At 70.9% G+C, this 25,818-nt stretch carries 22 protein-coding genes; 6 read left to right on the plus strand and 16 right to left on the minus strand.

Annotated elements, in window-relative coordinates; genetic code table 11:
* Positions 1-118: 118 nt before the first annotated feature.
* The 3 genes from ABT352_RS13315 to ABT352_RS13325 all read right to left on the minus strand — a co-directional run bounded on the left by ABT352_RS13315 (position 119) and on the right by ABT352_RS13325 (position 4,694).
* Entirely contained in the window at positions 119-931 is an 813-nt protein-coding gene (locus ABT352_RS13315) for a biotin/lipoyl-containing protein (protein WP_350944999.1), read from the minus strand.
* Between the two features lie 143 nt (positions 932-1,074).
* On the minus strand, positions 1,075-2,436 hold the full coding sequence (locus ABT352_RS13320) for a SagB family peptide dehydrogenase (RefSeq protein WP_350945000.1): 1,362 nt from the start codon (positions 2,434-2,436) through the stop codon (positions 1,075-1,077).
* Between the two features lie 14 nt (positions 2,437-2,450).
* The gene (locus ABT352_RS13325; RefSeq protein ID WP_350945002.1) at positions 2,451-4,694 is read right to left on the minus strand and encodes a TOMM precursor leader peptide-binding protein; all 2,244 of its coding nucleotides are present in this window, start codon (positions 4,692-4,694) and stop codon (positions 2,451-2,453) included.
* Positions 4,695-4,934: 240 nt separating this feature from the next.
* On the opposite strand from ABT352_RS13325, the gene ABT352_RS13330 reads away from it, so the two are divergent.
* Positions 4,935-7,373, plus strand: a complete 2,439-nt coding sequence (locus ABT352_RS13330) for an ATP-binding protein (RefSeq protein ID WP_350945004.1) — start codon at positions 4,935-4,937, stop codon at positions 7,371-7,373.
* A gap of 22 nt (positions 7,374-7,395) precedes the next feature.
* Here the strand turns inward: ABT352_RS13330 and ABT352_RS13335 are convergent, their stop codons facing one another.
* The 10 genes from ABT352_RS13335 to ABT352_RS13380 all read right to left on the minus strand — a co-directional run bounded on the left by ABT352_RS13335 (position 7,396) and on the right by ABT352_RS13380 (position 17,281).
* Complete coding sequence (locus ABT352_RS13335) at positions 7,396-8,802, minus strand: NAD(P)/FAD-dependent oxidoreductase (RefSeq protein WP_350945005.1); 1,407 nt, start codon at positions 8,800-8,802, stop codon at positions 7,396-7,398.
* A 191-nt stretch (positions 8,803-8,993) separates the two neighbouring features.
* The gene (locus ABT352_RS13340; RefSeq protein ID WP_350945007.1) at positions 8,994-9,812 is read right to left on the minus strand and encodes a VOC family protein; all 819 of its coding nucleotides are present in this window, start codon (positions 9,810-9,812) and stop codon (positions 8,994-8,996) included.
* On the minus strand, positions 9,746-10,591 hold the full coding sequence (locus ABT352_RS13345) for a hypothetical protein (RefSeq protein ID WP_350945009.1): 846 nt from the start codon (positions 10,589-10,591) through the stop codon (positions 9,746-9,748). Before ABT352_RS13345 ends, ABT352_RS13340 begins: the two co-directional genes overlap by 67 nt.
* A 74-nt stretch (positions 10,592-10,665) precedes the next feature.
* Entirely contained in the window at positions 10,666-11,460 is a 795-nt protein-coding gene (locus ABT352_RS13350) for an alpha/beta fold hydrolase (RefSeq protein WP_350945011.1), read from the minus strand.
* Positions 11,457-12,536, minus strand: a complete 1,080-nt coding sequence (locus ABT352_RS13355; RefSeq protein ID WP_350945013.1) for a Rieske 2Fe-2S domain-containing protein — start codon at positions 12,534-12,536, stop codon at positions 11,457-11,459. The genes ABT352_RS13350 and ABT352_RS13355 overlap by 4 nt, the downstream gene beginning before the upstream one ends.
* Complete coding sequence (locus ABT352_RS13360) at positions 12,536-13,771, minus strand: flavin monoamine oxidase family protein (protein WP_350945014.1); 1,236 nt, start codon at positions 13,769-13,771, stop codon at positions 12,536-12,538. The genes ABT352_RS13355 and ABT352_RS13360 overlap by 1 nt, the downstream gene beginning before the upstream one ends.
* Complete coding sequence (locus tag ABT352_RS13365) at positions 13,761-14,963, minus strand: cytochrome P450 (protein ID WP_350945016.1); 1,203 nt, start codon at positions 14,961-14,963, stop codon at positions 13,761-13,763. The genes ABT352_RS13360 and ABT352_RS13365 overlap by 11 nt, the downstream gene beginning before the upstream one ends.
* Positions 14,964-15,014: 51 nt before the next feature.
* The gene (locus ABT352_RS13370; protein ID WP_350945384.1) at positions 15,015-15,845 is read right to left on the minus strand and encodes an ABC transporter permease; all 831 of its coding nucleotides are present in this window, start codon (positions 15,843-15,845) and stop codon (positions 15,015-15,017) included.
* A gap of 5 nt (positions 15,846-15,850) precedes the next feature.
* Positions 15,851-16,804, minus strand: coding sequence for an ABC transporter ATP-binding protein (locus tag ABT352_RS13375; RefSeq protein ID WP_350945018.1), 954 nt, complete (start codon positions 16,802-16,804; stop codon positions 15,851-15,853).
* Between the two features lie 90 nt (positions 16,805-16,894).
* On the minus strand, positions 16,895-17,281 hold the full coding sequence (locus tag ABT352_RS13380; RefSeq protein ID WP_350945020.1) for a hypothetical protein: 387 nt from the start codon (positions 17,279-17,281) through the stop codon (positions 16,895-16,897).
* 251 nt (positions 17,282-17,532) lie between these two features.
* Between ABT352_RS13380 and ABT352_RS13385 the strand changes: the two genes are divergently transcribed.
* The 3 genes from ABT352_RS13385 to ABT352_RS13395 are packed head-to-tail and all read left to right on the plus strand — an operon-like array spanning position 17,533 to position 19,990.
* Complete coding sequence (locus ABT352_RS13385; RefSeq protein WP_350945021.1) at positions 17,533-18,858, plus strand: cytochrome P450; 1,326 nt, start codon at positions 17,533-17,535, stop codon at positions 18,856-18,858.
* The gene (locus ABT352_RS13390; RefSeq protein WP_350945022.1) at positions 18,855-19,808 is read left to right on the plus strand and encodes a class I SAM-dependent methyltransferase; all 954 of its coding nucleotides are present in this window, start codon (positions 18,855-18,857) and stop codon (positions 19,806-19,808) included. The genes ABT352_RS13385 and ABT352_RS13390 overlap by 4 nt, the downstream gene beginning before the upstream one ends.
* The gene (locus ABT352_RS13395; protein ID WP_350945024.1) at positions 19,805-19,990 is read left to right on the plus strand and encodes a hypothetical protein; all 186 of its coding nucleotides are present in this window, start codon (positions 19,805-19,807) and stop codon (positions 19,988-19,990) included. Before ABT352_RS13390 ends, ABT352_RS13395 begins: the two co-directional genes overlap by 4 nt.
* Positions 19,991-20,191: 201 nt before the next feature.
* Here ABT352_RS13395 and ABT352_RS13400 read toward each other — a convergent pair whose 3' ends face one another.
* Both ABT352_RS13400 and ABT352_RS13405 read right to left on the minus strand, forming a co-directional pair.
* Complete coding sequence (locus ABT352_RS13400; protein WP_350945026.1) at positions 20,192-20,974, minus strand: hypothetical protein; 783 nt, start codon at positions 20,972-20,974, stop codon at positions 20,192-20,194.
* Positions 20,974-22,341, minus strand: coding sequence for a hypothetical protein (locus tag ABT352_RS13405; RefSeq protein WP_350945027.1), 1,368 nt, complete (start codon positions 22,339-22,341; stop codon positions 20,974-20,976). The genes ABT352_RS13400 and ABT352_RS13405 overlap by 1 nt, the downstream gene beginning before the upstream one ends.
* Positions 22,342-22,627: 286 nt before the next feature.
* Between ABT352_RS13405 and ABT352_RS13410 the strand changes: the two genes are divergently transcribed.
* Together ABT352_RS13410 and ABT352_RS13415 are read left to right on the plus strand one after the other, a co-directional pair.
* Positions 22,628-23,287, plus strand: coding sequence for an RNA polymerase sigma factor (locus ABT352_RS13410; RefSeq protein ID WP_350945385.1), 660 nt, complete (start codon positions 22,628-22,630; stop codon positions 23,285-23,287).
* Positions 23,280-24,296 (plus strand): CU044_5270 family protein, encoded by a 1,017-nt coding sequence (locus tag ABT352_RS13415; RefSeq protein ID WP_350945028.1) that lies wholly within the window; start codon positions 23,280-23,282, stop codon positions 24,294-24,296. The genes ABT352_RS13410 and ABT352_RS13415 overlap by 8 nt, the downstream gene beginning before the upstream one ends.
* Before the next feature lie 100 nt (positions 24,297-24,396).
* Here ABT352_RS13415 and ABT352_RS13420 read toward each other — a convergent pair whose 3' ends face one another.
* Positions 24,397-25,041, minus strand: coding sequence for a DUF4352 domain-containing protein (locus tag ABT352_RS13420; protein WP_350945030.1), 645 nt, complete (start codon positions 25,039-25,041; stop codon positions 24,397-24,399).
* Between the last annotated feature and the right edge of the window lie 777 nt (positions 25,042-25,818).

Below are 25,818 nucleotides of genomic sequence, written 5' to 3' on the forward strand. Positions count from 1 at the left end.
TTCGTGACCGCGGGCTTGGCGGGCTTCGTCGTCGTGTTCGTCATCGGCGCCTTCCCCGCTTCGCGGGGGCGGCTTTCGCGGGCCTCGTCGTCATGTCCGTCATCGGTGCCTCCTCCGCTCAGCGCCCGAGCACCAGGTCGAACGGCGTCTGCTCGCCCAGGTGGATGGAGGCCGAAACGGTCACCTGGGAGTCGAGTTGCACGGGTGGCCCCTGCGCGGTCGACCAGGTGTATCCCGAGTGCGTGCCCGGTTTGGGGATCAGGTCCACGATGATCATCAGGGGGGCCTGGACGGCCGCGTACCTCTTGGCGGCGAGCTCGCCGCCCACCAGTCCGGCCAGTGCCTCGCCGGTGAGGGGGTAGCGGCTCACCGAGGTGACCTGGCCGCGCAGCAGCCCGAAGGCCGCGGCGGGCGCGGTGGACACCTCCAGGTCGACCGGACGGCCGGGGGCGATCCACGCGGCCCGGTCGGCGGGCACGAACACCATCGCGACCAGGCGGTCGTCGGGCAGGTCGGTCCGTTCGACGGTTGCGATCGTGGTGCCGACGGCGACGACCTGGCCGTCGTTGACCGTGGTGCCGACCACCTGGCCGGTGAACGGGCTCGCCACCTGCTGGATCTTGCCGTCGGCGTCCTGCAGCTCCGCGACGGACTGGCCGACGATCACCCGGTCGCCCGGCCTGACCAGCACGCGGCGGGCCAGGCCCGAGTAGTGACTCTGGATGCGGGCCGTACCGCCCGGATGGGTGAGGACGCCCGGGGCGGCGACCGAGATGCGCAGCTCGGCGGCGAACGCCCAGACCAGCCCGCCCGCCATCACGATCATCACGACGAAGACCGCGATCCAGCCCCGGGGGGTGGCGAGCAGGGTGGGGGAGTCCAGCTCGTCGGGTTCGCGCATCCGTTGCAGCGCCTGGTAGCGGAATCTCATCGCGCTCCCCCCCTTCGTCCGGGGCCGGGGCCGAGGTCGGGGCCGGGGCCGGGTGCGGAATCCCGTTTCGTCCGGGGCCGGTGGCGGAATGCCATCGCGTTCCACCCCTCTGTTCGGGGCCGGTGGCGAGAACTCATCGGGGCCTACCCTTCCGTCCGTGGCCGGGAGCCGAGGACGAGCTCCCCGACGGTGCCCTCCAGGAGCGGGTCGCGTCCCGAGGCGGTGGCGAAGGCCGCGGCGTCCCCGCCGCCCAGGCCGCACACGGCGAGGTCCATCGCGGTGGCCACCAGGTAGAGGGTCTGGTAGAGCACGCCCACGTGCTTGAGCACCAGCGGGTAGGCGACGGTCTCGTACTTCCACATCACCCGGCCGAACCTCGCCGTCACCAGCAGCACGACCTGCGGGTCCGTCTCCATCATCGCGGCGTTCCGCGACTCCTTGACCAGCACGTCGGTGGCCTTGCCGGGTTCGGCGACGAGTTCCAGCTCGTGCCGGTCGGTCGCGTAGTGCCACAGTCCTGCGGGCAGTCCCTCGCACGCGGTGACGAGCGGGTAGACCTCCAGCTCGTGCACGGCCCCGCCGCTCGGATACGGCCGGTTGGCGAGCCGCTGGCCGTCGCTGCCCGTCATCGTGCCCCGCCTGCGCAGGCTCCGGTAGAGCAGCTCGCCGAGCTGGGCGAGGGTGATCGGCGTCTCCTCGTCGTGGGCGCGGGTCGAGCCGCGCCGTTCGAGGATCTCGGTGAACGACGGCTCCGTCGCCGCTATCCGGTCCAGGTCGGGCACCGGCAGCGCGACCGTACGCAGGCCGGAGGGCGGCGGGGAGACCGGTTCGGGCGGGAAGCGGTCACCGAGGGGGTAGGTCCCGCCGTACCCGCCGACCGTGGCGGGGAAGCGGGTACGGGAGTGGAAGGCCAGGTCGGCGGGGTGCCACTGCGCGTAGGACCGCTCGGTCGTCTCCAGGTCCTCGTCCGGGCCGCCGGGCGCGAGCAGGCCGGCGGTGGCGAGCAGCCGCAGCAGCGGGGCGGGCGCCTGGGTGTTCCAGGTCGCGAGTTCGCCGAGCAGTCCCGCGGCCTGGGGCATCAGCTCGACGGCGAGGTGACGGCCGGGGGCCCGCAGGGTGAGCGTGCCGTCCACCACCCGCGCCTCGGCGAACCGCGACAGCCGCACCGGTCCCGCGGGGGCCGCCGCCGGCAGCGTCGAGCCACGGCCGACCGGATAGAGCCTCGCCGTGACGTCGCCGTCCACCTGTACGGCGTGCTCGATCAGCCCGGAGGTGTTGAGCCTGCGAAACAGCAGGTGCCAGCGCAGCAGTCCCGCCTCGCCGTCCGCGGTGGTCACCGCGGCGGCGAGGGCGGCGTCGTCGTGGTCGCCCTCGGCGAGCAGTTTCAGCGCGGTGCCCTGCCCCTGTGACAGGTTCTTCAGTTCGAGGACCGTGGCGGCGAACCGGATGTGCTCGCCGGAGAACGACGCGTCCCGGCGGAGCCGGGAGACGATGATGGGGTTCATGGGCACCGTCCGTCTCAGAAGAACACGTTCCAGGAGTTGATCTCCTCCTGGGGGGTCGGGCGGTCGAGCCAGCCGAGCCGTACCGGCGCGTCGTAGAGGCGGCCGGGTGCCAGCCGGCGCCAGAAGTGCCGCAGGCCGGGCGCCATCACCTTGACGACGTTCAGGTCCAGGTCGGGGCGGGTCTGGTCCAGGACGATCACCTCGGAGCCGGCCGCCTCGATCGAGTCCACGCACCGGCGTACGCACTCGGCCAGGTCGGTGGGGGCGGGCGGGCCGACGGTGGTGAGCGGCCGGTCCGGATCCGGCAGCAGCCAGGGCTCGCGGTCGATCACCGCCCCCTTGCACCAGGCCAGCATCTCCGGGTCGTCCACCCGGTAGAGCGTGTTGCCCTCCTCGTCACGCCGGTCCACGCTGGGCAGGAACTGGTTGAGCTCGGTGAGCGCGCGGAACGCCGCGATGCGCGGGTCGGGGTGGCTGCCGAAGCCGACCATGATGTCCTCGACCTCGTGGCGGCGCCGGGAGACGGCCGCGTACACCGGGATGTCCACGTCGGTGGTGAGGTCGAGCATCCACAGGTCGCGGTCCATGTTCGAGTAGAAGTCCCGCAGCTCGTCCACGTAGGGGTCGTTCAGCGAGTCGAGGTCGAAGCCGGGGCGGCGCAGCCGGTTGTACCACCACAGCGCCACCGAGTCGCGTTCGACCAGCTCGCAGATGCCCTGCAGGATCGCCTCCTCCAGGGTGTTGCCCGCGGCGCTGCCGTTGGAGTCGGCGATGCAGAAGAAGTGGCCGTAGAGGTCGGGGTGGCCGTACCAGGCGTAGGCGGCGGGGACGAGCCGCTCCTCGTCCCTGGTGAGCGACCAGGCTCGCGACCAGTCGAACGGCACGTTCTCCTCGAACGGGTCGGGCACCTGCTGCAGCCGGTGCGCCGGGTCGGCGTTCCACTCCTTGCGACCGGCCCGCTGCTCGTCGGAGAAGAGCAGCATCCGGTCCGGGTGCACGGCGGTGGCCGGGTCCAGGTCGGCGTACGCGGCCCGGATGACCGGCTCGTCCCCCCGCCAGACCCCCGAGTACCGTTCGATCGCCTCGCAGACCGCGCTCACCTTCGCCTGGATCTCCGAGCGACCCTTGCCGCCGCTCTGGCCGCGCAGGTTGCGGCGGAGCAGGTCCATGCTGTCGTTGACCATGGCGAAGTTGTGTCCCGCGGCGTAGCTGAAGGTCAGGCCGCTGGAGTCGGCGCCGATCGAGATCAGCTTGGTGATCGCGCCGAGGTGCGGGCTGATGTGCCGCTCCAGCCGCTCGAACGTCTCCTGCGGCTGGTTGACCCGGTAGCCGCCGTCGGTGACGTGGTTCGCCAGGCTCGGGGTGAGCACGATCTTGGGGTCGCCGTCGGGTGGCGTGCCGCACGAGGGGCACTGCGGCTGGCGGATCAGGATGTGCCCGCCGGTCTCCATGGTCGCCAGGTCGAGGGTGACCATCCGGCCGCAGAGCGCGCCCGGCTCACCGGTCGCCACGATCCTGGCGACCTCGGCCGCGAGCATCCCGGCCAGCGCGAGCGGCCCGGCCGCGATCTGCGCGCGCACCGGGTGCAGCGGCGTCCGCTCGCCCCGCTTGCCGGCGAGGTAGCGCTCCAGCTGGCGGTTGCCGCCGAGCCGCTGCGCCAGGCACGACCAGCAGCCGGTGTGGTCGGGGTCGAGGTAGGGGCCGAGCCACGGGCTGACGCCACCGGGCTTGGCGAGCAGCCAGGGCAGCCCGGAGGCGAGCTGCAGCGCGTTGCGGTGCTCCAGGGCCGGGTCGAGGTAGTCGTCGACGAGCACGACCGACACCCCTTCGGCGGGCACCTCGCCGATCGCGCCGGTGCTCACGTTCAGCCCCAGCTCGGTGAGGGCGTTCACCACCGGTGCGGCGTCCACCCTCTCGGCGGCCGAGACGGTGACCGGTGTGCCCCTGGCGACGGCCGCCGGGTCGATGCCCAGCGCGTCCCAGTAGGCGAGCACCCTCTCCGGCAGGTCCGGCCTGCCCTCGGCGAGGTGTCCGGCCGCCTCGTAGCGGCGCAGCGTGGTCAGCACCGTGGTGAACGGAACGCGCCCGGACAGCTCCTGGACGATCTCGCTCACGGTCCTGCGGCCGTCGAGGTAGGGCAGCACCGCCGCGGCGGCCTGCCCCGGCACGAGGAAGTCCTTTCCCTCCGCGTACAGGAAGACCCGGGATCCGTCCACGACCTCGACATGGAAATGAGCCTTCAGCCGTGGACTCTCCATTGCCAACCGCCTTTTTTATATCAAGCTCTCGAAACCCTCTTCAATGCGGATTCAAACACGAGATGACCGCTATGGTGAATGCGCAAAAAAATGTACGCATCGCGCGGCCGATACTTAGGTTTCGGGGGCGGATGCCTCAGTATCGCCGTATCGGCGGTGGTGGGAGCGCACATGGGGTCGCCGGGAAAGACGGGCGGGGCGCCCGTTGAGATCTGTATCGGGAGAATGGGACCATGAGGTATGGCATCACTTCTTCACCGGGACAGAGAATTGACTGTCTTCCGGGAGGCCATTGACGGGCTCCGGTCAGGAAGGCCGGTCGTCGCGTCGATCCTCGGGGAGAACGGGATGGGCAAGAGCTCCCTGCTCGGCGCCGTCACCGAAATGCTTCCCCAGCGCAGCCGGGTGTTACGGGCCCGCTGCCATCCCAGCGAGAGTCATTTCGCCTACGGCATGGTGAGGCAGCTCTTCGACCCGGTGCTCTCCTCGGGGGAGCGGACCCGCAAGCAGTTCGACCGGGCCTCCGACGGCGACGGCGCCGCCACCCACGACCTGCTGCTCAACCTGTTCCACATCACCCGCGAACTCGTCGCCGACCACCCCGTGGTGATCGCGATCGACGACCTGGCCTTCGCCGACACCCCCTCGCTGCGCTGGTTCTCCTACATCGCGCGCCGCCTGGACGACCTGCCGGTGATGATGGTCGCCACGCTGCCGGGCAGCACCCCGGCCGCGCTCGGCGCGGACCTGGGCAATCTGCCGTACGCACGGTCCGTGCAGCTCAGACCGTTCTGCGCCACCTGCACGGCCGACTTCGTCGCGGAGGCGATGGGCGCGCCGCCCGACGTGGAGCTGGCCGCGCTCTGTCACACGCTGTCGCAGGGCAACCCGCTGGTGCTGCGCGAGCTGACCGGCCGGATGCGCCAGGCGAGGGTGAGCCCCGGCGAGCCCGACATCGACCAGGTGCTGGAGATCGGTACGGCGGCACTCTCCGACACCGTGCTCGAATGGCTGAACGACCACGACCCGGTGGTCTCCGAACTGCTCACCCAGCTCGCCGTGATGGGACCCGACACCGACACCACCGTGGCGGCGATCCTGCTGAGCCAGGGCGAGCCGCAGATCCGCCAGGCCCGCCGGGCCCTCGTCCAGGCGGGACTCATCTCGGAGGGGCCGCCCGTACGGTTCCGCAACCCCCTCGTCCGCGCCGCCGTACTGTCGCGCGTCGACAACCAGACCAGGCTCGGCCTGCACGAACGCGGGGCCACGCTGCTCGACAGGCTGGGCGCGCCGGCCGCGCAGACCGCCGAGCACCTGATGCTCACCGACTCCGACTGGGGAATCCCGGTGCTGCGCAGGGCGGCCACCGAGGCGGTCGCGGCCCGCCGGTACGACGACGCGACCCGATACCTGCGCCGCGCGCTGGCCTGCACCGACGACTCCGCGACCATCCACGAGCTGACCTTGCAACTCGGCATGGTCGAGCTGCGCCACGACCTGGACGCCTGCGTCCGGCACGCCGAGGCGCTGGCCACCACCGCGCCGGATCCCGCCCGGCGGGCCAGGTCGCTGCTGAACCTGGCCAGCCCCGCGCTCGCCGCCGGCACGGTGGGCGTCAGGCCGTTCGTCACCGCGGCCCACGAACTGGCGACGATGGCGGACCCGCCCAGGGAGCCGCTGCTGCGGCTCACCGCGCAGGGAGTGCTGTCGGGATACCGCGCGGGGTTGCGCAGGTCGCTGCGGATGGCCGCGGCGGGCACGCCGGACGCGGCGGCGAAGGAGTTCTCCGGGGCGCTCGCGGCGATGGTCGCGGCGGGCGGGCGCTACCCGGACACCGCCAGGCGGCTGGCGACGCGAGCCACCAGAGACCGATCACCCAGGGACCGGCCGGTCGGCACCGGCCTGGTGGGCGCCGCGCTCGCGTTCGGTTGGACGGGACGGCCGGAGGACGCGCTGGACGTGTGCACCAGGATCCTGCGGGACGCCCGCACCTGGGACCAGCCGGACCTGCACGCGCTCGGGCTGCTGCTGCGCTCGGACGTCGACTACCGCAGGGGCGAGTCCGCCGACAGCCTGCGGGACGCGCTCGACGCGCGGGAAGGGGCCGAACTGATCGGCGCGCGGGTGCTCGCCACGGCGGCCCGCGCCTGCGGCGCGCGGGCCCTGATCCGGATGGAGCGGGTGGACGACGCCGAGGCACTGGTACGCGAGATGACGATCCCCGCCGACGCCCACCCCCTGGTCAAGAGCATGGTCCTGGAGGTGCAGGGGCTGATCGCGGCGGCGGCGGACGACCACGCCACCGCGCTCGGCCTCTTCCTCGACTGCGGGCACCGCCTCTCCGCCCGGGGCATCACCAATCCCGCCTGCCTGCCCTGGCGCGCGCACGCCGCCCGGGCGTACACCGCGCTGGGCGAGCACTCCGCGGCCCGTACGATCGCCGCCGGCGAGCCGGGGAGCCGGGACCACACGCCGGAGGCCCGCCCTTCGCACGCCAGGATCGTGCTCACCCCCGCCGAGCAGCGGGTCGTCGAGCTGGTACGGCAGGGCATGAGCAGCATGGAGGTCGCCGAGCGGCTCTGCCTGAGCAAGCGCACCATCGACACCCACCTGGGCCGCATCTACCGCAAGCTGGGCATCCGAGGACGGCACCAGCTGGCCACCGCCCTCGACCTCTGACCGGCTCCCGCTCGGTCTCCGGTCAGCGTGGCGCCACCGGTTCGACGGCCCTGCCGATGCCCAGTCTCGGCTCGGTGACCAGGTAGAGCCCGGACGCGTCGCCGGGGCCGCCGAGGTCCGCGCTCCGGTCGCCGTTCTTCCCCGCGACCAGCTCGCCGGCGAGCACCATCGCGTCCAGCGGGGCCGCGCCGCCGACGCGGGTGGCGTCGTCCAGGTCGGTCAGGCCGGAGGTGATCGAGGCGAAGGCGCCGTCGGAGGGAGCGGGGGCGTCACCGCCGCGCTTTCTCATCAGCTCCGGGTACTGCCCCCTGGCCAGGCGCTGGGCCAGCCAGAAGTAGCTGTTCCTGCCCCGGTACTGCTCGTAGAACCCGGCGACCATGGAGAACATCCGGCCGTAGGCGTTGCGGTAGTGGGACTCGTGGAACGCCAGCGCCTCGCGCTCGGTGACCTCCCCCGCGTGGGCGGACAGGATGCTCGCGGCGGCGAGCATGCCGCTGTACATGGCCAGGTGCACGCCGGTGGAGAGCAGCGGGTCGAGGAAGCAGGCGGAGTCGCCCGCGAGGAAGTAGCCGGGCCCGCAGAAGCTGTCGGCCGAGTAGGAGAAGTCCCGCTCGACGCGGATCTCACCTTCGAGGTGACCGTCCGCCACCAGCTCCGCCACCGTCTGCGACTCCGCGACCAGCGCGAGGAACATCGCGTGCTGCGAGGGGAACTCGGGCCTGCGGGCGAGGAACTGGTCCCGGTGGGTGACGAAGCCCACGCTGTAGACGTCACCGCTGAGCGGGATGACCCAGTACCAGCCGTTGGGGGAGGAGATCACGTTGATGCCGCCCCGGGGAGTGCGGGGCAGCAGCGTGCCGCCCCGGTAGTAGCCCCAGATGGCGACGTTGCGGAAGACGTCGTGCGGCCGCCGGTTGCGGAAGTGCTGGGAGGAGAGCACACCGGCGCGGCCCGAGGCGTCCACCACGAACTCGGCGGGAGCCTCCAGGAGACGCCCGTCGTGCGTCCACTCCACGCCCACCGCGCGGTCTCCGTCGAAGCGGACCTTCTTCACCTGGGCGCCCTGGACCACCTCGACGCCCTCGTCGGCGGCGTGCCTGAGCAGGACGTCGTCGAAGTCGGCGCGGTCCACCTGCCAGGAGCGCACCTGGTCGCCGAAGAGGTCCGGCCAGTTGATCGCCCAGTCGCGCTCCGCGCCCCAGCGGAGCAGCAGCCCTTCCTTGACCTGGTAGCCGCGGGCCTCGATCTTCTCCCTGGCGCCGACGAGGTCGATGATGGCCCGGCAGGAAGAGGAGATCGACTCGCCGATGTGATATCTGGGGAAGAAATCCCGTTCCAGCAGGCGGACCCGGGCGCCCGCCCGAGCCAGCAGCGCCGACGAGATCGCTCCAGCAGGGCCTCCGCCTATCACCGTCACGTCAGGCGCCATGAAATGCCTTTCCCCTGCGAGAATTGCCAACTTCAGAATCATCGCAAGGGTTAGGGAAACTTGTTAATACGTATTTATGCTCATCATGATACGCATTTTCTGACTGTTGACGCGGAAAGCCCGGCTTGACACATGCTCACGCCCCTGACCTGCGGCGACGGGTGGCCTTTGGGTGACGTGCGCTTTCGTCGTCAGTAATTCCCGCCGGTGAGGCCGAAGACCCCGCCCAGGGGGTCGGCGAACAGGCCGGAATCCAGCCGGCGGGCCCCGGCGGCGAGCGCCGCCGCGACGGTGATTCCGGTGCCCCCGGGGCCTTCGGTGTTCCCTGAGGTCGTCTCCGTCGTGGTGCTTCCGCTGTTTCCGGTGCCCTGGCCGGTTTCTTCGTCTCCGGCGTTCCCGGTGGACACCTCCGCCGCGCTGCCCTCGTCGCTTCCGGAGCCCCCGGAGCTTTCGGTGTTCTCGGCGTCCCCGATACCGAAGAACGGCACCCAGCCGGTCCTGGACGAGGAGCGGATCACCGCGGGCACGTCACCGTACAGGCCCCGGTAGAACTCCTCCGCCGCATCAGGGCGGGCGGTGTGCAGCTCGCAGGCGCACAGGGCGCCGGGCTCGTCCACCAGGACCACGCCCTCGTCCCTGCCACCCTCCCAGAAGCCGACCGCCGCGCCGGACGGGTCGACGGCCAGGCAGAGGCGGCCGTCCCCGCCCGCCGGCACGGGACCCATCACGACACGGCCGCCCAGGCGTCCGACCTCCGTCCGGGTGTGGTCGAGGTCCTTGGAGGCCAGGTAGACGTTCCACGACGAGCCGGGCGCCATGCCCATCGGGCTGGGGCCGAGGCCGCCGATGATCTCCCCTCGCAACGTGATCAGGTGGTAGCCGCGGTCGTTCTCCCTGGTGAACTCCCAGCCGAACAGGCCGCCGTAGAACTGTTTCGCGCCGGTCAGGTCGACGGTGATGTGGTCGACCCAGCAAGGTGTTCCCGGGCCGTACGCGGTCCGCCGGGGCATGGCATCTCCTGGAGCATGTCGTCGATGAGTGTCGCGGCCTCCTCCGCGCCGCCGAACTCCGGCATGAGCAGCCGGTAGCGGGGCGCGTCGGCCAGGTCCGAGGTGTTCGGCGGCCAGACGTGCGGCTGGAAGGCCCAGGGCGCCAGCTCGCAGCGGTCGCCGTCCTCCTGGCAGATCCTGACCAGGGTGGGCGGGGCGAGCCTGGCGGTGACGGGGACGATCGGGCCGAGCAGTTCCGGGCGGACCAGAACGGATTCCCCGGCCGGTGTGGGCTCGGCCCGCCGCCAGGTGCCGGGGTCGGTCTCCGGGCCGATCAGGCCGCCGGTCCTCGCCGACTCCAGGGCGCCGCCGCGCAGGTCCAGCGGTACGTGGAAGGGGAGCGTCTGGCCGGTGGCCCGGTCGATCACGAGGAGCTGTCCCGACACCGGCCGCCAGGACCGCCTGGCCAGTGCGGTCGCCACGGCGGCACCGGGTGAGCAGGCGGTGCCGATCAGCGCGACCGTGGAGTCGCCCTTGGCCATGACGATGGCGCGCATCACCAGGAAAAGATGGTCGAGCACGGCGAACGGGGGGAGAGGGGGTGGCATCGTGCTCCATCCGCGGAACACGCGACGCTGCAGCAACATCCCGTCGGGACGGTAGACCAGCAGCTCCCCGTCCGACGACTTGCCGGTGAGAAGCTTCACGACCAGCTGTGGTTCGCCGCTCTCCACGAGGTGCGGGCCGAACAGGAATGCCAGGTCGCCTAGGTTGAGCTCGGTGAGAACCATGACGGTCATGCCGAAGAAACTCAATAGCAGGGGCAACTAACCCCCCTTACGGGTGTCTAACTGTAAACGCTCGTACAACAGCCTCAAACCCGATCTACTCTCTCAGATAATGTCAGTCCCGCAAATACCGCTTTTGCCGACATTTCTGGCTGCTCCAACAGAGGAAGGTGCCCCGAGTTAGGGATTGTCCGAATATGACATTCGGGGACCATCTGTCGCAGCGTCTTCGCATTGGCCACGAAGGTGGGCATGTCCGAGTCACCGATGATAACCATGGTGGCGGCCCTGATCCGGGTCAAATCCTCAGGAGGATGCCGGTGCGCGCTGAGCGCGGCCATCGCCCCCGTGTCCAGCTCGGCCCAGGAGTGTCCGCCGATCACCGCCCGCAGTCGCGCCCGCAGCTCGGGGTGCGCCTCGGTGCCGCGGAAGATGTCGGGAGGGGAGCTCATCCACAGCTCGGCCATCTGTTCCCGTCCGCCGCCGGCCCTGCGCACCATCATGAGCTCCATGTAGCGCCGCCGGGCGGCCGGGTCGGGCGGCGCGCCGCCGAGCGTCGGCGCCGCGAGCACCAGGCGCCGCACCACCTCCGGCGCCTCCAGGGCCATCTGCAACGCGACGCCGGAACCGAAGGAGAGTCCCACGACCCGCTCCGCTCCCTCGGCCTCGGCTATTTCGGTCAGCCTTAACGCCAGCGACGGCAGGGTCACACCCGGCTGCAACGGTTCGGAGCCACCGTGGCCGGGAAGGTCCACGCCGATGTGCCGCCAGCCGGGCAGCAGCTCCCACAACGGTTTCCACAGCGTGAGATCCATGGTGTAGCCGTGCACCCACAGCACCGGGGGACCCGTTCCCGAGCTGACGACCCGCAGCCCGTTCACGTCGGCTCCCCGAAGGTCGCGCAGAACTCCCGATAGGCCAGCACCGCGACGTCCCTGCTGTCGAAGCGGGGCACCGCCCGCGGGTTCAGCCGCTCCCAGATCACCGCGTCCTCCTCCAGCGCGCGCTCGCTGCCGTGGATGAGCAGCGGCAACTCCCCGCGCTGCTCGGGGCGGACCCCGATCGCCACCCGCGCCACGCACCCGCCCCTCTCGTACGGCACGGCGGCGGTGACGATCACCTGCTCCCACCCCGGCGGCCCGAAGCGGGTGACGACCACGCCGGGACTGTAGGCGCGGGCCAGGAACCCGGCCCGGGTGACCTGCTGCCCCGAGCTGCTCCCCGGCTTCGCTCCCATGACGAACTCGCCCTCGATGACGAGCTCGCCCTCGTCCCCGTCCCGATGCGCCATCCCGCGCAGCCTCGGCACCTTGTGCACCTCGGTGAAGTGGTCGACGTCGAAGGCGTTCTCCACGACCAGCGCGGGATCGGCGGCGAGCGGCCTGGTCACGGCCGCCGTGAGCGGGTGGGTCGCCTCCAGCTCCTTGAGCGCCCTGGTGAGTCCCCGGTCGTCGTCGGGGCCGTCCGAGAGGCGGACGAACACGGCCTCACCGGAGACGATCACATGGTGCTCGCGTACCGACAGCCGTCCGGCCGCGTCGCCCAGCGCGATCCTGCGGCCGTGGAACGGGCAGACCAGGCAGCCGCCGGAGAGCCGTCCCCCGTAGCCGAGATGCGCGCCCCGATGTGGGCAGTCGGCGTCGAAGACGCGGAGCCCCGTCTCGGTCCGCACCGCCACCAGCCGCCGGGTGCCGATCTCCAGGGGAGTCACCTCGGCCTCCAGCTCCGAGGTGAAGGCGGGCAGGTACCAGCCGGAGTGCGGTGCCGTCGAGTGCGTTTGGGGTGCTGCCGACCGCTCCGGATACCGTGACTTCTCCGGGCGTGACGCCGCCGACTGCGCCGGCTGTCGTGACTTTTCCGGATGCGGTGTCATGGACCGCGCCGACTGTCGTGATTCTTCCGGATGCGGTGTCGTCGGCCGCGTCGGCTGTCGTGGATCTTCCGAATGTGATGCCATCAGCCCATCGCCTCCAGGAGCCGGTCGGCGGCGATCACCCCGCTGGCGATCGCCCCCTGAACCCACGGCAGGCGCGTCCCCGAGACCGTGGCCTCGCCCGCGAAGAAAAGCGTGTCCGCGACCGGTTCGGCCCAGATCACCGGAGCCCACTCGGCGCCCACCGTCGGCGCGGTGAACGCGCCCCGGCTCCACGGGTCGGCCCCCCAGTCGGCGACCTCGATGTCCACCACCTCGGCCCGCGCGGCCCACGGCAGGGCGACCGCGAGGAGTGTCGCGAGGCCGGAGCCGGTGCTGGAAGCGGTCGCGGGGCCGTAGCCGGCGGTCGCGGCGCGCACGTGGACCGCCGCCGCGTCCCTGGCCACGATCAACGCCTCGGGACGCCCCTCGCGGCAGCTCACGAAACCGCCGATCCCGTCCGCGTCGAACACCGACGCCGTCTCCGGCGCGGGCACGGACAGGGTCGCGACGACGCAGCAACCGTCCCCGCCGGCGAGGGCACGCGCGGCCTCGACCTTGGGCTCCGGCAGGTCCTTGACGGTGAGCGTGCCGTGGGTCACGACCGAGGGCGGCACGGTCACCACCACCCGCTCCGCCTCCACGACCCCGGCCGGCGTCTGCGCGGAGACCCGCCCCGGCGACCAGCCGAGCACCTGGACGGGGCAGTCCGTACGCACGTCGAGCCCCGCGGCCAGCCGCCTCGGCAGCAGGTCGAACCCGCCCGAGACCACGAACTCCCCCCGCCCCGCGGTGTCCCCCCGATGGGCCTCGGCCACGCCCCGGGCACTGAGCCGCTCCGGATCGGTGGCCCAGATCTGACGGAACCACTCGCTCGCCACCGGGTACGGGCCGCCCCTGTCCACGAGCCAGTCGTTCACCGACTCACCGATCCCCGCGCCCTCGGCGTTCAGCCTCGCCTCCAGCGCCCACGGCGGCTGCGGCGTGCGGGCCGGCGCCCCCATAGGACGGCCCACCCGCCCGCTCACCACCCGCGCCGCGGTCGGCCGCGGCGCCGTCTCGGTGTCCACGATCCCGTGGACGGGGTTCAGGTCTCCGTGGACGACCTGCGCGCCCAGTTCCAGCGAGGGGCCGCCGTCCGTGGGGCGAAACGTCCGTATCCGCCCGCCCACCCGTGACCTCGCCTCGACCACCGCCGTACGTACCCCGGCCTCGGCCAGCCGGGTGGCGCAGGTCAGCCCGCTCACCCCCGCGCCGATCACGAGCACCTCAGTACGCATCCCCGCCTCCCGAGTCCACTCCCAGGTTCACCGGGAGGGAGCGCAGCCGCCGGGGGATGAGGGTGGCGGCCCAGGCCGGCTTCTCGTCGGTGAGCGACGCGGACGGGAACCGCCCGGCCAGCCGGGCGAGCAGCACCGCCCCCGTCTGCCGGACGAGCTGCGCCGCCAGGCAGAAGTGCGGCCCCCCGCCGAAGGCGAGGTGCGGGTTGGGCGTCCGGTCGAGCAGCAGCTCCCCCGGTCTGTCGAAAACGGCCGGGTCCCGGTTGGCGGCGGCGACGACCGCGAGCACCCTCGCCCCCCGGGGCACCTCACCGCTGGGCAGTGTCACGTTCTCGACCGCGACCCTCGCCGTGAAGGGGATCGGCGCTTCCAGCCTCAGCAACTCGTCCATCGCCGTACGCGCGAACTCGTCCCCGCCCTCGCGCAGCGCGGCGAGCGCCCGCGGCCGAGGGAGCAGCCAGTACAGCGCGTTGCCGATCGCCTCGGCGAGCGGCTGCCACCCGCCGACCACGGCGAGCCCGAGCACCCCGAGCATCTCCGCCCGGGTGAGCCGGTCGTCGGCGGCGAACCGGGTCAGCGGGCTGGGCGCGGCGCTCGCGCGACGCTCGTCCAGGAACCGGCTCAGCTCCGACATCGCCGACCTGCCCAGCGCCGCCACCTGTGGCCCGGCGAGCGGATCCAGGTTGATCGAGGCCGCCTGGGCGAGCTGCTCGAAGACCTTCCTGTCGCTCTCCGCCAGTCCGAACAGCCGCAGGAAGACCGAGGTGGACAGCGGGCTCCCGATCTGCCTGACCGCGTCGACCACGGTCTCGCCCGCGAGCCGTTCGAGAAGGTCGTCCGCGTCGGCGGCGATCCCCCCGGCCACCGACGCGATCGCCGCGGGGCCGAGCAGCAGCAGTCCCGGCGCGCGCAGCCGCGTGTGGTCGGGCGGGTCCGTGGTGAGCATCGACGGCGGCAACTCCTCGCCGCGCGCCCGCCCCTGCTGCCCGGCGCTCGCCGAGAACCTCCGGTCACGCAGTACGGCGGCGCAGTCGGCGTGCCCGGTCACCAGCCACAGCCGCGACATCACGTCGTGGTGGACGGGGGCACGGGAACGCAGCCAGTCGTAGGCCGGATAGGGATCGACCCGTCCCGCGGGGGAGAAGGGATGGGGGAGGTGGGCGGGGAGACGGATCTGAGTGCCTGCCGTCACGCGTCGGTTCCCTTGCTGTCGCTTGCCTGATCAGCTGCTTTCCTGGACGGATCACCGCACGCGCGCGGTGCGCCAGCCGAACGTCAACGCGGTGAGCAGCAGGCCGCCGGCCGCCCACAGCCCCAGAACGAGCGCGATACGGCCGAGCTCCCAGCTGCCCGCCGGTTCCACGACCGTGAAACTGTCCGGCAGGAACACCGAACGGAACCCCTGCGCCATCCACTTCACCGGGAACAGCGCGGCCGTGTTCTGCATCCACGCGGGAAGCTGGTGGAAGGGGTAGAAGACTCCGGAGATGAACTGCAGCACCATGAACACCGGCGTCACGATCGCCGCGGCCGAGCGGCTGTTCGGGATCGCCGCGCTGTAGGCGATCCCGGTGAGGGCGCACGTGACGGTGCCCAGCGTCAGCACCCAGGCGAGGGTGAACCAGCGCTGCGCGGTGCTGGGCAGCGGCAGCCCGAACGCGGTCACCGCGATGCCCAGCAGCAGCACCATCTCCACCACGGTGGTCACCACGACCTTCACCAGCTTGCCGATGAAGTAGGCGGCCTTGGGCATCGGCGTCATCGCGAGCCTGCCGATGAGGCCGGTGTCCCGCTCGATCGCGATGTTGATGGCGAGCCCGGAGAACGCGGTGCTCATCACGCCGGCGGCGACGATGCCCGCCATGAAGACCTGCCGGAAGTCGGTCTCGGTGCCCTGCACCTTGCCGGTGAAGATCGCACCGAACACCACCAGCAGGATCACCGGGAAGAACAGGGTGAAGACGAGCGACTGCCTGTTACGGAAGAACGACTTCAGCTCGACCGACGACCGGGCGGCACTGGCCCGCCACAGGTCGGGCAGAAAACCGCGACCTGGCGCGTGGACGGATTCCATGACGCTCACGTGTTCTCCTCCGGCTGCTCGCGATGCCGGTCGATGAGGTTGAGGTAGATCTCTTCCAGGGTGAGCCGGTGCACGATCAGGTCGGGCAGCTCCGTTCCGGCCCAGGCGCCGAGCAGGCTCACCAGCTGGGTCGGCTCCGAGGTCAGCACGGTGACCGGGTCGCCCGCGCCCGTCGGCCCCGGTTCGAGCACCGCCCCCCGGGGCAGGTCGGGAAGCTCCCGGCCGGCCAGTGCCTCGGAACGCCGGAACGACACGGTGGCCGGGGTCGTCGCCCGCCCGCCCAGCTCGGCCGGCGGCCCGCAGGCCACCAGGCGCCCGCCCGCGATCACCCCCACCCGGGTGGCGAGCGTCTCTGCCTCGTCCAGATAGTGGGTCGTCAGCACCGTCGTGCAGCCGCGCCCGGAGAAGAACCGCACCAGCTCCCATGCCTCGCGGCGGGCGACCGGGTCGAGCCCGGTGGTGGGCTCGTCAAGGAAGATCAACTCAGGGTCGCCGATCACGCCGACCGCCACGTCCAGGCGGCGCTGCTGGCCGCCGGAGAGTTCCGTGGTCTTCTTCTTCTCGTACGTTCCCAGGCCGACCATGTCGAGCACCTGCGTGGGCGGCAGCGGCCTGGGGTACATGGCGGCGAAATGCCGCACCACCTCACCCACGGTGAGATCGGGGTAGGAGCCGGTGGACTGGCCGACCACCCCGATACGCGCCCGCCATTCCCGACGGTCCCTGGCCGGATCCTGGCCGAGGACCTGTACGTCTCCACCGCTCCGCCGCCGTACTCCCGTGAGGATCTCCACGGTCGTGGTCTTCCCCGCGCCGTTCGGCCCGAGCAAGGCGAACACCTCGCCGGGGTGCACCCGCAGGCTCAGATCGGTGAGCACCGTGTGCTCTCCGTAGCGCTTGTTCAGGCCGGTGACGGCGACCGGATCTTTTTCCGCGGCGGCGGAAGCCATCGACTTATTCCTCCGATGGAGACGTTGACGGGAACGGCATGGCGATTTTAAAAAACGGCGCCGGAAATTATGCCGGAATTGCGCCGGGAATCAGGTGCAGCAGCAGCAGGGGCAGCAGCAGTAGTAGCAGGCGGCCGCGTCGGCGGCGCCGGCCGCGATGTCGGACAGGTCCCCCTCGCTGAGCTCGGCGGCGTCGACCACCGGCGTCTCAGGGATGTGGAACTCGAACTGCCCGGTCGCCAGGCCCACCTCCCACAGCCCCACCTGGACGTCCAGGTTGCCCTCCTCGTGCCCCTCGGGGATGTGCCGCACGATGACGATCTCGGCGCCCTCCGGAACCACCAGCCCGGACTCGGCCAGCGCGGCACGCGGGTCCGCGTTCAGCCGGGCCGCGTACTCCTCGTCCGACCAGGCGGTGATGAGCGTACGGGTGTAGGCGTTGATGAACTCCGCGCGCTCCTGCGGTTCGAGAGCCATGCGATTCTCCCTCTCGGGTGTTTGCCGCTGCTTTTTGCATCGGCAACTGAAATGGACTGTCGCATGCTCTGCGGCGCTTACCAAGACTTAACTTGTGTGCCATTCATGTAAGTATTGATACCTTCTTCTGTGCGGTGTTACATTAGCAGCATCCCACAGTACGGATGGAATCATCAACAATACTCAATACGTATATCCGGCACCCGTGAATACGTAATGCGGATACTTAAGCACGTTGAACGGAGGCGTCGGTGACCACCACAGGCACGCGGTTTCCCCCCGGCCCGGCCGACCCCGTGGACATGGGACGCATGCGCAGCGACCCGCTGGGGTTCGTGACCGGCCTGGCCCGCCGGTACGGCGACGTCACCGCCCACCACGCGAACGGCGAGACCGTCCTCATGGCGCACCGCCCGGACCTCGCCCGGCACATCCTCAAGGACAACGTCGGCAACTACACGAAGAAGAACACGCCGGACGACCACATGCTGCGCCCGCTGCTCGGAAACGGCCTGCTCACCAGCACCGGCGCGGAATGGTCACGTCAGCGCAAGCTGTGCGCCCCCGCCTTCCGCCGAGGCGCGGTCGCCTCCTTCGACGAGATCATCACCGACGAGACCGCCGCCCTGCTGGACCGCTGGCGCGGCCCCGCCGAGACCGGCGCCCCCCAGCCGATCGACCACCAGCTAACCTCGCTCACCCTGTCGATCCTGACCCGCGCGGTGCTCGACGTGGACCTCGGCGGGACGGGCGACGGGTTCGGCCGGGCGGTGGACGACGTCAACCGCTTCATCGGCCACTACGTACCCGACCCCGACCCCGATCCCGCCGACACCGTCCGCAGGCAGCGGGGCTACGTACGCGCCCGCGCCCTCCTCGACATGATCACGCGTACCGTGATCGCCGCCCGCCGAGCCTCTCCCCAGGATCCCCAGGCCGTCGGCACCCTGCTCGACACCATGCTCGGCTCGCTGTCCGACACCGACCTGCGCGACCAGGTGCTGACCCTGATCATGGCGGGCCACGAGACCACCGCCAAGGCCCTGACCTGGACCCTCTACCTCCTGGACCGCCACCCCGAGGAGGCGGAACGGATCCGCGCCGAGGTCGACCACGTCCTGGGCGGCCGCCGGCCCACGGCCGCGGACCTGCTCGACCTGCCCCTGTGCGGCCGGGCCGTGCAGGAGGCGATGCGCCTGTACCCGCCGGTCTGGCTGATCTCCCGCCGCGCGACCGGTCACGACGAGCTCGACGGCCATCCGGTGGCACCCGGCACGCTGGTGTGCGTCAGCCAGTGGGTCCTGCACCGCGATCCTCGCTACTGGGACCGCCCGGATGCGTACGTACCCGACCGCTTCGACGGCGCCGACCTGCCGAGCCACCTGTACCTGCCGTTCGGCGGCGGCGAGCGCGTCTGCATCGGCCGGCACCTGGCGCTCACCGAGGCGACGCTGGTCCTCGCGATGCTGGCCCAGTCGGTACGGCTCACGCTGGAACCCGGCTTCCCGGTGGAGCCCGAGGCGCTGGTGACGCTACGGCCGAAGCACGGCATGCGCATGACCGTGAGCCCCCGATGACCACCGCCCCCACCCCTCCGCACCCGGCCACCTCCGCTCATCTGACCGACACCGGCCACGACACCGCACGGCCCGTCCCCGTCCGGCGAGACCCCGCCACCTCGGCGCCGAACGCCGGTTCGTACAACCCCGCCGCCACCACGGCGGGTGGGATGGCAGGAGAGCTGGCACGGTTGGAGGCCCAGGCGGCGCTCTCGTTCGACGAGGAGCTGAGCCTGCTGCGCGAGCTGGGACTGACCGCGTCGGACGGCCCGCTCGTCGAGGTCGGCGCGGGCTCCGGCGCGATCACCAGGCGGCTGCGCCGGGCCATGCCCGACCTGTCGCTCGTCGCCGTGGACATCGACCCCGACCTGCTCGCCCACGCCGAGGGCGCCGGTGCCGAACTCGTCGTCGCCGACGCCGCCGACCTGCCGCTGGAGACGGCGAGCGCGGGATACGTACTCCTCAGGTACGTCCTTCAGCATCTCCCCGACCCCGCACCCGCCCTCGCGGAGGCCCGCAGGATCCTCCGCCCCGGTGGCCGGATCCTGGTCACCGAGGTGGACGCCTCCTGCTGGGGCCTGGCCGACCCGACCTATCCGGAGCTGGCCGGGATCCACGCCAAGATGGCGGCGACCCAGCAGGCCGCCGGTGGCGACCGTACGATCGGCCGCCGTCTCACCCGCCTGTTACGTGACACCGGCTTCACGGAGGTCGCCCTTCGCCCGTTCGCCACGACCAACGACACCCGACCGACGGATGACTTCGCCCCCCACCTCGGCCCGGGACGGCTGCAGCCGCTTCTCGCGGCCGGTGTGCTGTCGCTTCGAGAGTTCGCCCTCGCCGCCGACCGCTGGAACCGGTTCCGCGCAGACCCCAACGCCTGGGTGATGCTCCTCGGGTTCACCGCAGCCGGTACCGCCCCCGACGCGCCCGCAGACGGCCGTCGCCCCACCGAAGGAATCCAGTGAGCACCAACGTCAAGATCTTCATCACCATTTTCTGCTACATCAGCGGCGTGATGGGCCTCGTCACCGCTGTCTTCCAGGCGAGCAGCACCCCCGCCAACACTCCGGGAGCGATCGGCGCCGGGGTGATCGGCGGCATCTTCCTGGTGGCCGGCATCGCCCTGAGCCGCAAACCCCGTTACTAGGAAGGTCTGACGGCTCGGCGGGGCTCGGTAGGGCGCTGCCGGAGCATGAGGCATGCGACGGCGGCGTCCGCAGAGCAGCGGTCGGCGGGTAGCACCTGCCGCCGCCGCTTGAGCCTGCCGAAAGCGGCGTTCCACCTGGCCGTGCGGCGTGTCCGGATCGGCGGACGACGGAGCCCGAGGGGCCACTCGACGACCCGCACGTCATTCGACGGGGGAGCCCGCTCCTTCGTCGAATGACCTCGGCGCCGCGGACGTGGGGGCGCAGCCGTGGGTCACGAAGTAGATCTCGGCGGAGATCGACCCGCTCGGGGCGGAGAGGTCGTGGAAGTCACGGGTCACGGCCGTGCCGAAGGTGCCCGGGTACGCCTCCAGGATGGCCGCGTTGACCCTGGAGGCGAGCTGAACACCGCCCCTGGCACCGTCGTCGGAGCCGAAGGTGAGAAGCATGCCGACGCGCCGTCCGGCGAGCCTGTCCCGGTGCCTGCGTAATTCCTGGCGGACCTGTGCGGCCAGTACACCGTCACCGGCGCCGGGGGTGACCCGGAACGAGAGCGTGACCGGTTTCGCCCGGACGCCTCCGACGAGGCCGGTGCAGGGGGACGGCGAAGGGTCGGGCCGGGCGGGACTCTTCTCTTCTGATTCCTTCTTGCCCGGCTTCTTCTCCTCCTTGGAATCTTCGGTCCGGAGCTCTCCTCCCGAGGTCTTCTTTGCGGGCTTCTCCGAGGTCTCCTCCGAGGGCTTCTCGGCGGAAGGCCCTTCTGCCGAGGACTTTTCTTCCGGGGACTCTTCGCTCGGGAGCCGGGTCGAGTCGGGCGGGGACCGGAAGGGGTCCGGTTGGAAGCGGGTGCCGTCCGTCACGAGGTCGGTGGGGGAGGAGGGCGGCGCCTGCGCGCCCAGCATGATGATCGTGAGTCCGAGCAGCAGGTCGGCGAAGAGCCAACCGGCCAACAGGGTCGTGGTGGAGGTTCTTCTGCGGGTGGTCATTACGAGCTTCGGACTTTCCGCTGTGAGTCCGGCTCGTCGTCGCAGCTGTCGTCCGTTCCGTCGGTGCTGGTGTCGGTGACCGTCTCGATGGTGGTGTCGATCCGGGAGGCGTGTGTCCCGGCGACGGCGGACCAGCTCGCGAGGGCCCCCCGGATCTCCGCACCGGCGCCCTCGAAGGTCCGGTGAAGCTCCCTGGCCGTACCCGCGATGGTGTCGGTGACCCGTGCGCCGAGCTGGTCGACCGCCTTCTCCGTCGAGGAGCCGACGGAATCGATCGAGATGGCCGCGCGGTCGACGGCGTGGCCGATGCCCGCCGTCACGCCGACCAGCTCGTTGATCCGGAGATCCAGAGCGGAGACGCTGCCCTGGACCGACGTGATGGACCGTACGAGTTCCTCGTTGAACGCCTGGCGCATGTCGAGGGCGGTCCGGGAGACGGTCGTCGACAACCGGTTCCCGACGTCGGTGACGGCCTGACCGGCCGTGGATCCCGCGGTGTCGATCACGGCCGAGAAGCGGGCCACCGCCGCAGCGAGGTCGTCACAGGTACTGTTGACGGCTGCCAGGTGCCCGCCCAGGTGCTCGACGGCGTCGCGCACGTCGATCGCGCTACCGGCCAGTGCGTCCGTGGTCTTACGGGTGGCCTCCAGGGTGAGGGTGAGCGCCTCGACCAGTTCGGTGTGCACCTTGCGCGCCGTGGTCCCGACGAAGCCGATGTCGGCCGCAGCCTTGCTGAGTTCGGCGCCGAACCGCTCCGGTGCGGAGAGGCGGACCTGTCCGAGCACCAGGCTCGCCCCGGTCAGGGCCGCGCGGAGCCGGACGCGGAGGGCACGCAGCTCCCGTTCCGAGGCGTCCTCCCTGGTGTTCCGCGTGACGTTCTCGAACACGGTCCAGCAGATGAGGCAGAAGATGGCCGCGAGGGTACAGAGCGCGATGTTGTCGAATTTGAAGAACGCGGGCAACCGGCCGCCGAAGCCCTGCTGCCACATCTCCAGGAAGGGCCGCCGGGCCGCCTCCAGGCCACCGGCCGTGAGGAGGTCGCCGTAGGCGCCGGTCGCCATCATCAGGCCGAGCCAGGTGATGAAGATCGGTACGAAGACGAGGGCGGGACCGACGGCGCCGCCGAGCCCACGTCGCCATCCCGGCCTCCTCGGCGAGGACGTGGTCTCCGCCGGTTCCCCGTCCACCAGGATGGTGTCGTCGGGGGAGAAGGCGGCGAACAGGTCGACCTCACACCAGTGCCCGGCCCTGTCGGGATCGGCGACCGCGTCCGCGAGATCACGTAGCTGGTCCTGACGGGCCGCCAGGTGGGGGTGATCGGCGAGTTCGCGAAGCTCGCAGGCGGTCTCCAGATCCGTCACGGACAACCGACATCCTCTCCTGATGGCGTTGAGTGCCTTCTCGGTAATCCGGATGGACCGATTCACGCCTCCGGGAGAGTGATCATTTTGGCATACGGCGCGCATGTCGGCGGAGGAAACGGTTCGTCCCGCAGGAGAGCACGTCGGACCGACGGCGTGCTCTCCTCCGGACGCGGACGGCGCCGTGCGACGGACACCGAGCGCGGGCGTGGAGAACTCGATTCGCGGTACCGGGTGAAAGGGGGTGACGGACCGAGGAACCCGGATCGAGGAACGGAGCTCACGCTTGAATGTGGAGACGGATCTGGACGACGCGGAGGTGATCAGGCATGCCCGGCGTGATCCCGCCGCGTTCTCGGTGCTGTTCGACCGGCACGCCCCCGCCCTGCACCGTTATGTGACGCGGCGACTGGGAGACTCGGTGGCCGACGACATCGTCTCCGAGACGTTCCTCACCGCTTTGCGGCGGCTCGGGCGCTACGACACCGACTATCCCAATGCCCGCCCCTGGTTGTACGGCATCGCGGCCAACCTCATCGGCAAGCACCGCCGTGCCGAGGTGAGGGCGTACCTCTCGCTGGCCAGGACCGGGGTGGACGAGGTCGCCGAGAGTTACGCCGACCGGGTGGAGGCCCGGGTGACGGCGTCGGCGGCGCAGCGCGATCTGGTGAGGGCGCTCGCCACGCTGTCGCCGAAGGACCGCGAGGTGCTGTTGATGATCGCCTGGGCGGACTTCAGCTACGAGGAGACGGCGCGGGCGCTCGGCGTGCCCATCGGCACGGTGCGCTCGCGCCTGCACCGTGCCAGGAGAAAGACCCGCGAGGCCCTGGGCGGGATCGACCCGTCCGCCATCTCGGATGTCTCGGATGTCTCGGATGTCGTGAAGATCGCCGATATCGCGGATGCAACGGATATAGCAGATGCCTCGGAGGAGGAGACCGGCCGTGGATGACCTGAAGCTGCTGAGTGAGCTGCGGGCGGACGCGCCCGAGCCCGACGCCGCCCGCCTGCGCACGCTGCGGGCGCGCTCCCTGCGGCCCCGGCCCCGGCCCCGGCGCCGGTTCCGACCCGTACTCTCGCTGCCGATGGCCACGACGGCGGCGATGACGGCCGTCGCGGCGGTCGCGGCGGTGGTCGTGATGGTGAACGGCGACGGCCGGTCGGCCGTGCCGCCGCCCGCCATCGTGGAGGTGACGCCGGTGAGCGCGCAGGTCATGCTGCGGCAGGCGGCGCTGACGGCCGAGAAGCGCCGGCCCGAGGACACCCCGCCCCGTCCCGGCCAGTGGCTGTACCGCAAGAGCGTCGTCATGCAGCCCGCCGACGGCGCGGTCGAGACGCAGGAGTACTGGACCCGCTACGACGGCACCGAGCAGGCGACCCGGCTGGGTTCGGGCCCGTTGGAGAGGCGGACGATCGAGCCGGACCCGGGTGACGACGACCTGTCCCCCCGGCAGTACGCGGCGAGGCTGGCGAAGCTGCCCACCGACCCGGACGAGCTGCTCGCCCACGTCAAGGGCGACCTGCACTGGAGGGACAATCCGGTCGAGGAGCGCGGTCTCCACGAGGACCCGGACGCGCGGGCGTTCCGGGTGCTGTCGGTCTACCTCGGCCGAGAGGAGTACATGCCGCCCAAGCTGGAGGCCGCGATCTTCCGCGCTCTGGCCAGGATCCCGGGAGTCCGGGTGGACCTCGGCGTACGCGACGCGGTGGGCAGGTCGGGCATGGGCATCGCCTACGAGGCGGACTCTCCGGGCTCCGGCACGCGGCGCGACGAGAACGGCGAGGTCGTCGAACGCTCCTACGTCGTCCTCGACAGCACGACCTACAACCACCTCGGCTCGCGGACGGAGTACCTGCGGGACTACCGCATCAACGGCGAGCTGATCTTCCCGAAGGGGAGCGTCTTCGCGACCGCCGAGGTAGCGGCGGGAGTCGTCGACGAACCCGGACAGGTCCCTTAGGGATTCGACATTCGGGGGATCGGGCGCCGCCGGAGCAGGGATTCGACACCCGGGGGACCGAGAGCCACCGGAGCGTCGCCATCCGGCGGCCGGTGCGTCGTCAGTCGTTCAGGGCGACGGTGACGCCGTCGGAGAAGACGGAGTCGTGGAGCTCGATCGCCTTGATCTTGAAGCTCTTGGGCACGTCGAAGAGCAGGATCCCCTTGACCGTGTTGCCGGGGTTGATGGTGTTGAGGAAGGCGTTGGAATTCTTCAGCCCGAGGGCGGCGGCGCCGGAGTCGGTGTCGTACTGCCTGCCCCGGGCGTCGATGAGCTTCTGCGAGGAGTCACTGAACAGCTGGGACTCCTCGCCGATGTTCTTCACGGTGACGTGCACCAGGACGTACTGCCCCTGCGCGTCGGAGCCGAGGTATTCGCCGCCGACCCGCTCGACGCCCTTCTCGACCTTGGTGACCTTGAAGGAGAACTTGCCGTCCTTGACGGTGTCGCCGAGTCCGGCCCGCCTGGGCTCGGTCTTCTTCGCGGGGGCGGCGGCCTCGGCGACCGTGGTGTCGGCCGAACCCGTGGAGTCCTCGCCGTCCTTGCCGCCTCCGCCGAGGAGTCCGCCGATCACCACCAGGCCGGCCAGCACGGCGGCGCCGACGAGGACCGCGCGCAGGCAACCGCCCCCCTTCCGCTGCACGATCACGGTCTGCGGAGCGGGCTGGGAGTAGCCGTACTGCGGGTGCTGAGGGTTGCCGTGCATGGCTGGTCTCGCTCTCCGGTGGCGATGTACTGTGCGATGCCAGTGAAGCATACTGTGAACTCAGCGCACAACTCCAATGAGTGTGACTCACCCGGCGGTGTGTATCGCCGCCGGTGGGCCTCGTTCACACCCGGCCGGATCGAGGCCCGGTAGACCCCGGATCTCCGTGATTCGCCCGTCGGTCCGACGTCATGACGATCGAGAGCCGCCCCCGGCTCTGGATTCGGCCCGGGAGGTTGTCGGAAATGGAGGCTCCGTAATCGCCGTCATCCTCGGTGGCGGCGATAGGTCCGTATTATTTGGTCCGTGTTCTCAGCCGGTGGCTCCGCACCTCGCCATCACCACAATGTCGATGGGCGTTTTTCCACGCGGCCTCCCTGGTGGAACTTCCCGCTCAGCCTGGTCTGGGCGTTGGCCCCGCTGTACACCGCCGGATTCGCGACGCCCTTCATCATCGGACATGCCGCGGTGCAGCTGAAAAGCCGGATCGTCGGGCTCGCGACCGGTGTCTACGGTTTTTTTCTGCTCGCGTTCGTCATCATTTCCGGAATTTATAGCGACAACGACCCCACAACGAAGGAAGCGCCCGTCGATGTGATCATTGGAATATGGATCATCGTGGGCTGGATGGGCGGCACGGCGCACGCGTTCGTCCTTCGGTCATCCGTCTTCCGGACCCGCCCGACGCTCCGCCCCCCTCCGGGAGCCTGGCCGTACCACCCCATGCCGCCGCCTCAATATCGGCCTCCGACGCCCCCGCCCTATCAGGCTCCCGTC

Origin of the sequence: Streptosporangium sp. NPDC000563, assembly GCF_040299985.1 — a bacterium.
Lineage (GTDB): Bacteria > Actinomycetota > Actinomycetes > Streptosporangiales > Streptosporangiaceae > Streptosporangium.

Bases quoted from the DNA above. Each gene is read 5' to 3' on its own strand.
- ABT352_RS13315 (WP_350944999.1), bottom strand. From the start codon at position 931: ATGAGATTCCGCTACCAGGCGCTGCAACGGATGCGCGAACCCGACGAG.
- ABT352_RS13320 (WP_350945000.1), bottom strand. From the start codon at position 2,436: ATGAACCCCATCATCGTCTCCCGGCTCCGCCGGGACGCGTCGTTCTCC.
- ABT352_RS13325 (WP_350945002.1), bottom strand. From the start codon at position 4,694: ATGGAGAGTCCACGGCTGAAGGCTCATTTCCATGTCGAGGTCGTGGAC.
- ABT352_RS13330 (WP_350945004.1), top strand. From the start codon at position 4,935: ATGGCATCACTTCTTCACCGGGACAGAGAATTGACTGTCTTCCGGGAG.
- ABT352_RS13335 (WP_350945005.1), bottom strand. From the start codon at position 8,802: ATGGCGCCTGACGTGACGGTGATAGGCGGAGGCCCTGCTGGAGCGATC.
- ABT352_RS13340 (WP_350945007.1), bottom strand. From the start codon at position 9,812: ATGCCCCGGCGGACCGCGTACGGCCCGGGAACACCTTGCTGGGTCGAC.
- ABT352_RS13345 (WP_350945009.1), bottom strand. From the start codon at position 10,591: ATGACCGTCATGGTTCTCACCGAGCTCAACCTAGGCGACCTGGCATTC.
- ABT352_RS13355 (WP_350945013.1), bottom strand. From the start codon at position 12,536: ATGGCATCACATTCGGAAGATCCACGACAGCCGACGCGGCCGACGACA.
- ABT352_RS13360 (WP_350945014.1), bottom strand. From the start codon at position 13,771: ATGCGTACTGAGGTGCTCGTGATCGGCGCGGGGGTGAGCGGGCTGACC.
- ABT352_RS13370 (WP_350945384.1), bottom strand. From the start codon at position 15,845: ATGGAATCCGTCCACGCGCCAGGTCGCGGTTTTCTGCCCGACCTGTGG.
- ABT352_RS13375 (WP_350945018.1), bottom strand. From the start codon at position 16,804: ATGGCTTCCGCCGCCGCGGAAAAAGATCCGGTCGCCGTCACCGGCCTG.
- ABT352_RS13380 (WP_350945020.1), bottom strand. From the start codon at position 17,281: ATGGCTCTCGAACCGCAGGAGCGCGCGGAGTTCATCAACGCCTACACC.
- ABT352_RS13390 (WP_350945022.1), top strand. From the start codon at position 18,855: ATGACCACCGCCCCCACCCCTCCGCACCCGGCCACCTCCGCTCATCTG.
- ABT352_RS13400 (WP_350945026.1), bottom strand. From the start codon at position 20,974: ATGACCACCCGCAGAAGAACCTCCACCACGACCCTGTTGGCCGGTTGG.
- ABT352_RS13420 (WP_350945030.1), bottom strand. From the start codon at position 25,041: ATGCACGGCAACCCTCAGCACCCGCAGTACGGCTACTCCCAGCCCGCT.